This is a genomic window from Kitasatospora sp. NPDC101155, from assembly GCF_044768305.1.
Lineage (GTDB): Bacteria > Actinomycetota > Actinomycetes > Streptomycetales > Streptomycetaceae > Kitasatospora.
Genome location: NZ_JBIWPN010000010.1, coordinates 120728 through 132966, shown reverse-complemented (window position 1 = coordinate 132966; position 12239 = coordinate 120728). Strand labels below are relative to the sequence as shown.

Sequence of the window (12239 nt, the reverse complement as noted above, 5' to 3'; positions counted from 1 at the left end):
ATGAGCACCACGACTGAGCTGCTCCAGCACGGCGCCGAGCTGTTCCCGGGCGAGGTCGTCACGACCGCCCACGTGCGCCACCTGGACCTGCCGCTGCAGGCCGGCAAGCTGGCCCTGATCACCCTGGACAACGGCTTCGACCACACCAAGCCGACCACCTTCGGCCCGGGCTCGCTGCTCAAGCTGTCCGAGGCGCTGGACCAGGTCGAGGCCGAGGCCGCCGAGGGCAAGATCGTCGGCGCCGCGATCACCGGCAAGCCGTTCATCTTCGCGGTCGGCGCCGACCTCAAGGGCGTCGAGCTGCTCAAGCAGCACGCGGACGCGCTGGCCATCGGCAAGGGCGGCCACGAGGTCTTCAAGCGGATCGGCGCGCTGCCCGTCCCGACCTTCGCCTTCTACAACGGCGCGGCCATGGGCGGCGGCGTCGAGGTCGGCCTGCACTGCGACTACCGCACGGTGTCGGCGGGCGTTCCGGCCTTCTCGCTGCCCGAGGTCTTCCTCGGCCTCGTCCCCGGCTGGGGCGGCTGCACCATCCTGCCGAACCTGATCGGTGCCGGTAACGCCGTCAAGGTCATCATCGAGAACTCGATGAACCAGAACAAGCAGCTCAAGGGCAAGGACGTGTTCGAGCTGGGGATCGCCGACGCGATCTTCGAGCCGGCCGACTTCCTGGAGCAGTCGCTGCTGTGGGCCGCCAAGGTCCTCAAGGGCGACGTCGCCGTCGAGCGCGAGGCGGTCGACCGCGGCAAGGCCTGGGACGACGCCGTCGCCTGGGGCCGTCTGGTCGCCGACGGCAAGGTGCACGGCGCCGCTCCGGCCGCCTACAAGGCGCTGGACATCATCGCCGCCGTCAAGGACGCCGACTTCGCCGACAAGGCCAGCCTGCAGGCCGGCTTCGACGCCGAGGACGCGGCCCTGGCCGACCTCATCATGAGCGGCGAGCTGCGCAGCGGCATCTACGCCTTCAACCTGGTGCAGCGTCGGGCCAAGCGCCCGGTCGGCGCGCCGGACAAGTCGCTGGCCCGCCCGGTCTCCAAGGTCGGCGTCGTCGGCGCCGGTCTGATGGCCTCGCAGCTGGCGCTGCTGTTCGCCCGCCGTCTGGAGGTGCCGGTGGTCCTCACCGACATCGACCAGGAGCGCGTCGACAAGGGCGTCGGCTACGTCCACGCCGAGATCGACAAGCTGCTCGGCAAGGGCCGCATCGGCCAGGACAAGGCCAACCGCCTCAAGGGCCTGGTCAGCGGCTCGCTCGACAAGGCCGCCGCCTTCGGCGACGCGGACTTCGTCATCGAGGCCGTGTTCGAGGAGATGGGCGTCAAGCAGACCGTCTTCGCGGACCTGGAGAACGTGGTCTCGCCGACCTGTGTGCTGGCGACCAACACCTCCTCGCTGTCGGTCACCGAGATGGCCTCGAAGCTGAAGCACCCCGAGCGGGTCGTCGGCTTCCACTTCTTCAACCCGGTCGCGATCCTGCCGCTGCTGGAGATCGTCCGCGGCGAGCAGACCGACGACGCGTCGCTGGCCACCGCCTTCGCCGTGTCGAAGAAGCTGAAGAAGACCTCGGTCCTGGTCAAGGACGCCCCGGCGTTCGTGGTGAACCGGATCCTGACCCGCTTCATGGGCGAGATCCAGAACATCATCGACGAGGGCACCCCGATCGCCAGCGTCGAGAAGGCCGTCGAGCCGCTCGGCCTGCCGATGTCCCCGATCGTGCTGCTGGAGCTGGTCGGCCCGGCCATCGCCCTGCACGTCTCGGAGACCCTGCACGGCGCCTTCCCGGAGCGGTTCACCGTCTCCGAGAACCTCGGCAAGGTGGTCAAGGCCGGCAAGCGCGGCTTCTACACCTGGGTGGACGGCAAGCAGGTCCTCGACCCCGAGGTGCTGGAGCTGCTGACCTTCGGCGACTCGGTGCTCACCGAGGAGCAGGTCCTGAACCGCGCCCTGGAGGCCGTGGCCCAGGAGATCGGCCTGATGCTGGAGGAGGGTGTCGTCGCCGAGGCGCAGGACATCGACCTCTGCATGATCACCGGTGCCGGCTGGCCCTTCCACCTGGGCGGGATCACCCCGTACCTGGACCGTGAGGGCGTCTCGGAGCGGGTGACCGGCAAGAAGTTCCTCGCCCCCGGCGTGGCCTCGGTGCCCGCGTAAGGCGTAGCGCTACGCAAGGAGCCCCCGGCGACCTGGTCGCCGGGGGCTCCTTGCGTACGCACCCGGCGCCCGGGACGGCACGGCTGTGCCCGGTGCCCGGGGCGGCTGTGCTCAGTGCTTGAGGCGGTACACCACGGTGTCGCCGATGACGCCGATCATCTCGTAGTGGGTGTCCAGCAGGTTCTCGATCCGGGGGACCATCACCGGCTGGTACGGGGAGATGCCGGAGTCGTCCACGAAGACCTCGGGCAGGCCGTTGGCCAGCTCCTTGTCGAAGGTCTGCCAGGCGTTGTTGACGCTGAACTGCTCGCCGACGTTCGGGCTGCCGTCCTTGCCGCCGCTGTAGTTGGTGAGGAAGCCCGCGGTCAGGTAGCGGGTGGCGGGCTTGCGGTCGGCCAGCCAGTACAGCTCGGGGTGCATGCCCCAGACCAGCACGGTGTCCTTGGGGGTGGTCTGGGCGGCGACCGCGGTGGCGACCTCGGTGTTGCGGTTCATCTGCTCCCCCGGCCAGGCCAGCGCCAGGCCCCAGAAGACCGTGGCGGCGACCGTGGTGTACACCAGGACGGGCTTCCAGCGGATCGCCGAGGTGGCCACCGCCCCGGTGCCCAGCAGCACCAGCGGGGGGATCAGCTGCAGGTAGTAGTGGCCGAAGAAGTGGAAGCCGACGCTGACCGCGACGGCCGAGGAGAGCAGCCAGACCCACAGGTCGGTGGTCGAGCCGTGCTCCTCGCCGGCCACCGGCAGCGGGCGGTGGCGGTACTTGAACCAGAGCCGGCGGCCGACCGGGTAGAGGAAGCCGAGGCCCGCGGCGGCCAGGATGCCCAGGTTGCCGAAGGCGCGGCCGAGCATCTGCAGCCAGGCGCCACCGAAGGAGGCGTAGTCGCCGCTGCCGGTGACCACCCAGAAGAGGAAGCCCTTGGGCTTGGTCAGGATGACCGCGACCAGCGCTATCGGCAGCGCGAAGCCGAATCCGATCTTGAACAGCGCGGGCGGCCAGCGCACCCCTCGTCGGCGGGCGTCCTGCAGCAGCATCCAGAGCACCGGCAGCATGACGGCGCCGCCGGTCTGCTTGGTCAGCGAGCAGAGCGCGACCGCGATGCCGGCGGCCAGCCAGCGGCGGCGCTCGGCGTACCGGAAGGCGGCCACCATGGCGGGCAGCATGAAGACCTCGAAGGTCGCCGCCTGGGTGTCCTCCGGGGAGAGCCCGATGGAGACCAGCAGGTAGAGCAGTCCGGCGCCGGCACCGGCGCGGTTGCCCCAGCGGCCGCGGGCGATCGAGGCCAGCAGGATCGCGGTGACCAGGTGGGCCACCACCGCGAGGGTGCGCAGCGGCCACAGCGAGGCGGAGCCGAAGACGGCGAAGCAGGCCTGGTAGAGCCAGGGGAGCAGCGGCGGCTTGCGGTCCACCACGGTGTCGTAGAGCACGCCGCCGTCCGCCAGCATCCGGGCCTGGGTGGCCAGGAAGCCCTCGTCCGGGCTCCAGACGGGCCGGGCGAAGGAGGGGATGTGGGTGAGCAGTGCGACCAGCGCGAGCGCCGGCACCAGCCTGGTCCAGTACCCCTGACGAAGGTGGGTACGGACACGCTCGGGCAGGCGCTCGGCCAGTCCGGCGGGGCGGAGGCGGGTGGGGGTCGGCACGGTTGACAACCTACCGGGCGGGATCGGCGCGGGTGGCGCCGGTCCCGCCTTTCAGTGCGATTGTCAGCTTGTTCCGCGACGAACTGTTACGGAGCTACGACAACCAGTCGTCGGCGGAACGGGTCGGGACGGTTCCCGGGCGGGCCGTTCTCAGGCCTCGACCGGCGCCACGTCCAGCCTGGCGACCAGGGCGGTCACCTTGCGGGCGATGTCGGGGGCGTTCAGGCCGATTTCGGCCAGGATCTCGTTCCGGCTGGCGTGGTCCAGGAACTCCTGTGGGATACCGAAGTCGCGCACCGGCAGATCCACGTCCGCGTCCCGCAGCGCCTGCGCGACGGCCGCGCCGACGCCGCCGGTACGGCCGTTGTCCTCGATCGTGACGACCACCCGGTGCTCGGCGGCCAGGCCCGGCAGGGCCGGGTCGACCGGCTTGACCCAGCGCGGGTCCACCACGGTGGCGGTGATGCCCTGGGCGGCCAGCAGGTCGGCGACCTCCAGGCAGGTGGGGGCCATCGCGCCGACCGAGACGATCAGCACGTCGGCGCGGTGCGCACCGCTCGGCTCCTCGGCGGCCCGCAGCACGTCCATGCCGCCGACCTTGGCGACCGCGGGGACGGCCGGGCCGACCGTGCCCTTGGAGTAGCGGACCACGGTCGGAGCGTCCTTGACCAGGACGGCCTCGCGCAGCTGGGCTCGGACCTGGTCGGCGTCGCGCGGGGCGGCCAGCCGCAGGCCCGGGATGACCTGGAGGATCGACATGTCCCACATGCCGTTGTGCGAGGCGCCGTCCGTCCCGGTGACACCGGCCCGGTCGAGCACGAAGGTGACGCCCAGCTTGTGCAGGGCGACGTCCATCAGGACCTGGTCGAAGGCCCGGTTGAGGAAGGTCGCGTAGACCGCGAACACCGGGTGCAGGCCGTTGGTGGCCAGGCCCGCCGCGCTGGTGACGGCGTGCTGCTCGGCGATGCCGACGTCGAAGATGCGGTCCGGGAAGGCCTTGGCGAAGGGGGCGAGGCCGACCGGGTGAAGCATCGCGGCGGTGATGGCGACGATGTCCTCGCGCTCGTGGCCGAGCGCGACCATCTCCTCGCCGAAGACCGAGGTCCAGTCCTTGCCCGAGCTCTTGACCGGCAGGCCGGTGTCCGGGTGGATCACGCCGACGGCGTGGAAGCGGTCCTCGTCGTTGTTCTCGGCGGCGTGGTAGCCGCGGCCCTTCTCGGTGAGGCAGTGCACGATCACCGGGCCGCCGAAGCCGCGCGCCTTGGTCAGCGCGGACTCCAGGGCGGTCAGGTCATGGCCGTCGATCGGGCCGATGTACTTGAGGCCGAGGTCCTCGAACATGCCCTGCGGGGCGATGAAGTCCTTGAGGCCCTTCTTGGCCCCGTGCAGCGTCTCGAACAGCTGCTGGCCGACCACCGGGGTGCGCTGCAGCGCGTCCTTGCCCCAGGACAGGAAGCGCTCGTAGCCCTGGGTGGTGCGCAGCGTGGCGAGGTGGTTGGCCATCCCGCCGATGGTCGGGGAGTAGGAGCGCTCGTTGTCGTTGACGACGATGACGATCGGGAGGTCCTTGGCGTCAGCGATGTTGTTGAGCGCCTCCCAGGCCATGCCGCCGGTCAGCGCGCCGTCGCCGATCACCGCGACGACCGGGTCGTTCTTGCCGAGCAGCTGGTTGGCCTTGGCCAGGCCGTCGGCGTAGGAGAGGACCGTGGAGGCGTGCGAGTTCTCGATCACGTCGTGCTCGGACTCGGCGCGGGACGGGTAGCCGGACAGGCCGCCGCTCATCTTAAGCCGGGAGAAGTCCTGGCGGCCGGTGAGCAGCTTGTGGACGTAGCTCTGGTGCCCGGTGTCGAAGAGGATGCGGTCGCGCGGCGAGTCGAACACCCGGTGCATCGCGATGGTGAGCTCCACCACGCCGAGGTTGGGGCCGAGGTGGCCGCCCGTCTTGGAGACCTCGGTCACCAGGAAGGTCCGGATCTCCTGGGCCAGTGCGGCCAGCTGTCCGGGCGTGAGCCGGTCGAGATCGCGCGGTCCCCGAATGCGGGTCAGCAGGGCCACCCGTTCCTCCTCGTTCAGTGTTCGCGGACCGCGGACGGTCCGACGGGCGTCGCTGCCCGGTCCGGCGGCAGGCCGGCGGTCGCGGTCGGTGCCGACCGGTCGAGTCTAATGTCCGCTTGCCGGACACCGACCGGCACGCCCGGTACCACCGACGGGTTACCGCCATTCCGGGAGGTGGGGCCGGAGATGCTCGTCAATGCTGTGTTGACGGATGGGTGTTCTGGTCGGGCGGGCCGGCAGCCGTCCACCAGGGAGCCCTCAGTGGCGGCCGAGGGCGCCGGACTCCCCCATCTCGCTCATCACCAGGGCCAGTGCGCCGAGCACCTCGGCCCGGCCGCCGAGGGTGCCGGGAACGACCGAGAGCTGGCGGGCGGCGCTGGGGATGGCGTAGCGGGCGACCGAGTCGCGGATCGGGGCGAGCACCAGCTCACCGGCCTCGGCGAGGTCGCCGCCGAGGATCACCCGGCGGGGGTTGAGCAGGTTGCACAGGGTGGCCACGCCGGTGCCGATCTGCCGGCCGGCGTCGGCGATCACCCGGCGGCAGCCGAGGTCGCCCTGGTGGGCCAGCTCGACCACCCGGGGCAGGGTGAGGTCGGGGCCGAGGGTGGAGCTGAGCAGCGAGAGGAGGTAGCGGGAGCCGACGAAGGTCTCCAGGCAGCCCCGGTTGCCGCAGCGGCAGACCGGGCCGGCCTCGTCCAGGGTGATGTGCCCGATCTCACCCGCCGTGCCGCCCGGACCGCGGTAGATCTGGCCGTTCACCACCAGCCCGGCGCCGACGCCGCTGGCGATCTTGATGTACGCGAGGTCGCTCAGACCGCGGCCGGCGCCCCAGACCAGCTCGCCGAGCGCGCCCAGGTTGGCGTCGTTGTCCACGTGCACCGGCATGCCGAGCCGCTCGGCCAGCTCCCGGCCCGGGGCGATGCCCGTCCAGCCGGGCAGGATCGCGGTGGAGCCGAGCGCGCCGGTCTCCACGTCGATCGGGCCGGGCACGCCGAGGCCGACGCCGATCACCTTCTCCGGGCGGAAGCCGGCCTGCTCCAGCAGCCGCTCGACCATCGCCTCGGCCCGGTCGAAGCCCTGCGCGGCGGAGACGTCCACGTCGATCGGGGCGCTCTCCTCGGCCAGCACCCGGTGCGCCAGGTTGCCGACCGCGACCCGCAGGTGGGTGTGGCCGAAGTCGATGCCGACCACGATGCCGGCGTCGCCGCTGAGCGAGACGCTGCGGGCGCGGCGGCCGCCGGAGGAGGTGTCGGCGACCACGACGGTGCCGCTCTCCTTCAGTTCCCGCACGATGTTGGAGACGGTGGCCGCGGAGAGGCCGGTGCCGCGGGCGATCTCGGCCTGGGTGAGCGAACCGGCCATCCGCACCGCCCGGAGCACCCGCTCCAGGTTCGCCCGGTGCAGGGACGACTGCGAGCCCGGTGTGTCCGTCGACATGATCCACCCTCCCAGGGGCGGGGATCCCTCTGGCGGGCGTCCCCTTCAACTCCTGAAGCCTACGGCGCGGGGGTCCGTCGTGTGGGGGGTGGCTCTCGGGAGGGCGGGTGGCCGGGGGCGCCCCCCTCTCGCTGGAGGGAGGTGCGGGGTGGGTGGAGGGTGCTGGGGGTGGGCGGGTAGGGGGCGCGCGCCGGTGCTGGGGGCGGGGTGGCCGTGGCGGCGGCGTGGGTGGCCGGTGAAAGTGTTGCGCGGTCAGGGCCCGTGGGGGCGGGGTTCGGCGGTACTGGCGACGGCCGAAAACCACCCACCACTAGCATGGTGCCGAATCTCACCCGTCCCACCGGGCCGCGGACGGTACCGGCAGGGGGACGCTTCCAGACATGACGGGGAATCAGATGGCAGGGGATCACCCTACGCCGGGCGCGGGCGAAGTGCCCGGCAGCGGCCCGCAGGAGAACCGGGGCGTCTCGTTCGGACGCCCCGCAAACGGCGGCGTGGATCCGGCCGCCGTCGCGGACCAGATGACGCAGCTCGACGGCTCGGCCGTTCCGGGCCAGGCCGGACCGCCGGCCCAGCCGCCGGCACCGCCCGCGCAGCCGCCGGGCGGCGTCGACTACGCGGCGTACGCACCGACCGCGCCCGGCCTCCCCGCCCAGGCCCCGCCGCCGCCGGGCGGTGCGCCGATCGGCCCGTACGACCCGATGCCCGGCGGCGCGGCCGGCGCCGGCTACGCCACCCCTGACTACAACGCCGGCGGGTACAACTACCAGCAGCAGCCCGGGTACACCTACCCGGGTGCGCCGGTGCCCGCCGCGCCCGCGAAGCGCAACCCCGTGATGCTGTGGGGCGGCATCATCGGCGGTGTGCTGGTGGTCGCCATCGTGATCGCGCTGGTCATCCTGTTCAAGGGGCACGACCCCAAGCCCAACCCGGGGCCGGTGGCCGACTCGGGCGGCACCACGAGCGTCACCTCCAACGGCGGCAGCACCACCGCCGGCACCGGCGGGGGCCCCACGCCCGCCCCGGGCAAGGAGACGTACAAGGTCGCCTGGAACGCCGCCAAGCCGCAGGACTCGGACACCAGTTCGCAGTTGCTCGGAGTCTGGGGCGCCGGCCAGACCGCCGTGCGCGCGGACAGCACCGGCATCACGGCCTACAACCTCTCGGACGGCAAGCAGGCCTGGAACATCCCGGTGCCGTCCGGCTCCAAGGAGCTGTGCACCGCCTCCTACTCGCACAACTCCAAGAACATCGTCGCGGTCTCCTTCAACACCGGTGACTACGACTGCTCCACCATCGGCGCCGTCGACATCTCCTCGGGCAAGCTGCTCTGGAGCGTCAAGGCCACCGCGGACCGGCTGTCCTCGCCGACGCTGAGCGTCACCGACAAGGTGGTCGCCGTCGGCCCGGTCGGCGCGCTGAACATCGACAACGGCCAGCCCGTCTGGCAGCTCAAGGGCCGCGGCAAGGACTGCACCGTGTACGGCGCCACGGCCGGCTCGCAGATCGCGATCACCGACCGCTGCTACGACGTCAGCCCGAAGTCGGTGCTGCAGATCGTCAACGCCGAGACCGGCCAGCCCGCCAGCTCGCCGATCACGCTCACCGGCACCATCGAGCGCGTCGACAAGGTCGTCAGCACCCAGCCCCTGGTGGTGCTGATGACCGGCGGCCCGAACGGCGACTACATCCTGCCGTTCGACAAGGACAACAAGCCCGGCAACCAGATGTCGACCAAGGAGGCCGGCTCGGACAGCCTGCGCCTGTCCGGCCAGTCCGACGCCATCAGCAGCAACGTGGTCAGCGGGACCACGCTGTACGTCCAGATCACCGGCAGCAAGTCGGGCATCAACGCGTACGACCTGAACACCGGCAAGCGCATCTGGTCCACCACCGGCTCGGCGGACAGCAACGACATGCGCCTGGTCTCCGGCACCACCAAGGACGGCAAGGTCCGGGCGATCGTCAGCCAGGGCTACGACAAGCCGGCCAAGCTGGTGACGCTGTCGCAGGCCGACGGCTCGACGAGCGACATCGGCACCATGGCGATGCCGGACGGCATGGACATCGGGATGAGCATGTCGGAGTTCTTCGTGACCGACGACAACAGCGCGATCATCGCCTACCGTCGCGGCAGCAGCTACACGTCGCCGATGACCAAGTGGTCGAAGTGACGGCCGTGGTGACGCCGGACGTGGTCCCGGGGGTCTGACCCGGGGCCGCGGGCACTCGTCCGGGCGGGGCGGGCACGGGCTTCGGCCCGGGTCCGCCCCGCCTGCGATTTTCCGGTGGGCTCGACCGTCGGGCATGCGAGGATTCGGTCCATCAGCCTGACAAAGGAGTGCAGCGAGTGCCCGGCACCAACCTGACCCGTGAGGAGGCCCGCACCCGGGCCGACCTCCTCCGGGTGGACGCGTACGACATCGAGCTCGACCTCGGCTCGGCCCGCGACGGTGGCACCTTCCGGTCCACCACCGTGGTCCGGTTCGCCGCCAACACGCCCGGCGCGGACAGCTTCATCGACCTCGTCGCCCCGAGCGTCGAGGAGATCACCCTCAACGGCGCCCCGCTCGACCCGGGCAGCTTCGCCGACAGCCGGATCCCGCTGCCGAACCTGGCCGCCGAGAACGAGCTGCGCGTGGTCGCCACCTGCGCCTACACCAACACCGGTGAGGGCCTGCACCGGTTCGTCGACCCGGTCGACGGCGAGACCTACCTGTACACCCAGTTCGAGGTGCCGGACGCCCGCCGGGTCTTCGCCAGCTTCGAACAGCCGGACCTGAAGGCCACGTTCGCGTTCACCGTGACCGCCCCCGAGGGCTGGGTCGTGGTCTCCAACGCGCCGACGCCGGAGCCGGTCGGCGAAGGTGCCACCCGGGTCTGGAAGTTCGAGCCCACCGGCCGGATCTCCACCTACATCACCGCGCTCATCGCCGGCCCGTACGTGGGCGTCTTCGACGCCTACGAGAACGGCGAGCAGCGCGTGCCGCTGGGCGTCTACTGCCGCCCGTCGCTGCGCGAGTTCCTGGACGCCGAGGCGATCTTCGAGGTCACCAAGCAGGGCTTCGACTACTTCCAGGAGAAGTTCGACTACCCGTACCCCTTCCCCAAGTACGACCAGCTCTTCGTCCCGGAGTTCAACGCCGGCGCGATGGAGAACGCGGGCGCCGTCACCTTCCGTGACCAGTACGTGTTCCGCTCCAAGGTCACCGACGCCGCGTACGAGTCGCGCGCCGCGACGATCCTGCACGAGCTCGCCCACATGTGGTTCGGCAACCTCGTCACCATGGAGTGGTGGAACGACCTCTGGCTGAACGAGTCCTTCGCCACCTTCGCCGAGGCCGTCTGCCAGGCCGAGGCGCCCGGCTCCCGGTGGCCGCACTCCTGGACCACCTTCGCCAACCAGATGAAGACCTGGGCCTACCGGCAGGACCAACTGCCGTCCACCCACCCGATCATGGCGGAGATCAACGACCTGGAGGACGTCCAGGTCAACTTCGACGGCATCACCTACGCCAAGGGCGCCTCGGTGCTCAAGCAGTTGGTGGCGTACGTCGGCCAGGACGCCTTCTTCCAGGGCGTGCAGGCGTACTTCAAGCGCCACGCCTGGGGCAACACGCGGTTGAGCGACCTGCTCGGGGCGCTGGAGGAGGCCAGCGGACGCGACCTCAAGGCCTGGTCGAAGTCCTGGCTGGAGACGGCCGGCATCAACGTGCTGCGGCCGTCCGTCGTGTTGAACACGGACGGTGAGATCGAGTCGTTCGCGGTGCTGCAGGAGGCCCCCGCGCTGCCGGCCGGCGCCAAGGGCGAGGCCGTGCTGCGGCCGCACCGCATCGCGATCGGCCTGTACGAGCTGACGGACGACGGTTCGCTGGTGCGCACGGAGCGGATCGAGCTGGACGTCGACGGCCCGCGCACCGAGGTGCCGGAGCTGGTCGGGCGGCACCGGCCGGCCGTGGTGCTGCTCAACGACGACGACCTGTCGTACGCCAAGATCCGGCTGGACGAGGACTCGATGGCCGTCGTCACCGAGCACCTCGGCGGCTTCACCGAGTCGCTGCCGCGCGCGCTGTGCTGGGCCTCCGCCTGGGACATGACCCGTGACGGTGAGCTGGCCACCCGCGACTACCTGTCGCTGGCGCTGTCCGGCATCGGGCGGGAGAGCGACATCGGCGTGGTGCAGTCCGTGCAGCGCCAGGTCAAGCTGGCCCTGGACGCCTACGCCGACCCGGAGTGGCGCGAGCAGGGCCTCGCCCGCTGGGCCGCCGCCGCCGAGGAGCACCTGCGCGCCGCGGAGCCCGGCAGCGACCACCAGCTGGCCTGGGCCCGCAGTCTCGCCACGGTCGCCCGGACGGACGGCCAGCTGGGCCTGCTCGCCGGGCTGCTCGACGGGTCGGTGGAGGTCAAGGGCCTGGCGGTGGACACCGAGCTGCGCTGGACGCTGCTGACCCGGCTCTCGGCCACCGGGCGCGCGGACGACTCGTCGATCGCCGCCGAGCTGGAGCGGGACAACACGGCGGCGGGCCAGGAGCACGCGGCCACCTGCCGCGCCGCCCGGCCGACCGCCGAGGCCAAGGCGGAGGCCTGGGCCTCGGTGGTGGAGTCGGACAAGCTGACCAACTACGTCCAGGAGGCCGTGATCGCCGGCTTCCAGCAGTCGGACCAGCGGGAGCTGCTGGCCCCGTACGCGGCGAAGTACTTCGCCGCCGTCAAGGGCATCTGGGAGACCCGCAGCCACGAGATCTCGCAGCAGATCATCGTCGGGCTGTACCCGTCGCTGCAGGTGTCGGCCGAGACGCTGGCCGCCACGGACGCCTGGCTGACCGAGGCCGAGCCGGCCCCGGCGCTGCGGCGCCAGGTGGTCGAGGCGCGGGCCGGGATCGAGCGCGCGCTCAAGGCCCAGGCGGTGGACCGGGCGGCGGGGACTCGCTGACCGGATGTCGGGAACGCCTGAAGGGGCG

At 71.4% G+C, this 12239-nt stretch carries 6 protein-coding genes; 3 read left to right on the top strand and 3 right to left on the bottom strand.

Annotation, left to right across the window (positions count from 1 at the left end):
* Positions 1–2148, top strand: a complete 2148-nt coding sequence (locus ACIRYZ_RS17490) for a 3-hydroxyacyl-CoA dehydrogenase NAD-binding domain-containing protein (protein ID WP_402944895.1) — start codon at positions 1–3, stop codon at positions 2146–2148.
* Between the two features lie 111 nt (positions 2149–2259).
* Here ACIRYZ_RS17490 and ACIRYZ_RS17485 read toward each other — a convergent pair whose 3' ends face one another.
* The 3 genes from ACIRYZ_RS17485 to ACIRYZ_RS17475 all read right to left on the bottom strand — a co-directional run bounded on the left by ACIRYZ_RS17485 (position 2260) and on the right by ACIRYZ_RS17475 (position 7278).
* A complete protein-coding gene (locus tag ACIRYZ_RS17485; protein ID WP_387620774.1) occupies positions 2260–3786 on the bottom strand; it encodes an ArnT family glycosyltransferase in 1527 nt (508 codons plus the stop codon).
* A gap of 150 nt (positions 3787–3936) precedes the next feature.
* Positions 3937–5841 carry a 1-deoxy-D-xylulose-5-phosphate synthase gene (gene dxs / locus ACIRYZ_RS17480; RefSeq protein WP_402944891.1) on the bottom strand — a complete coding sequence of 635 codons (1905 nt, stop codon included), beginning with the start codon at positions 5839–5841 and terminating at the stop codon, positions 3937–3939.
* A gap of 258 nt (positions 5842–6099) precedes the next feature.
* Positions 6100–7278 carry an ROK family protein gene (locus ACIRYZ_RS17475; RefSeq protein WP_380614155.1) on the bottom strand — a complete coding sequence of 393 codons (1179 nt, stop codon included), beginning with the start codon at positions 7276–7278 and terminating at the stop codon, positions 6100–6102.
* A 380-nt stretch (positions 7279–7658) separates the two neighbouring features.
* Here ACIRYZ_RS17475 and ACIRYZ_RS17470 point away from each other — a divergent pair, with 380 nt between their 5' ends.
* Both ACIRYZ_RS17470 and pepN read left to right on the top strand, forming a co-directional pair.
* The gene (locus ACIRYZ_RS17470) at positions 7659–9452 is read left to right on the top strand and encodes a PQQ-binding-like beta-propeller repeat protein (RefSeq protein ID WP_402944888.1); all 1794 of its coding nucleotides are present in this window, start codon (positions 7659–7661) and stop codon (positions 9450–9452) included.
* A 176-nt stretch (positions 9453–9628) separates the two neighbouring features.
* Positions 9629–12211 (top strand): aminopeptidase N, encoded by a 2583-nt coding sequence (gene pepN / locus ACIRYZ_RS17465; protein WP_402944885.1) that lies wholly within the window; start codon positions 9629–9631, stop codon positions 12209–12211.
* Positions 12212–12239 lie beyond the last annotated feature (28 nt).

Bases quoted from the DNA above. Each gene is read 5' to 3' on its own strand.
- ACIRYZ_RS17470 (WP_402944888.1), top strand. From the start codon at position 7,659: ATGACGGGGAATCAGATGGCAGGGGATCACCCTACGCCGGGCGCGGGC.
- ACIRYZ_RS17475 (WP_380614155.1), bottom strand. From the start codon at position 7,278: ATGTCGACGGACACACCGGGCTCGCAGTCGTCCCTGCACCGGGCGAAC.
- ACIRYZ_RS17490 (WP_402944895.1), top strand. From the start codon at position 1: ATGAGCACCACGACTGAGCTGCTCCAGCACGGCGCCGAGCTGTTCCCG.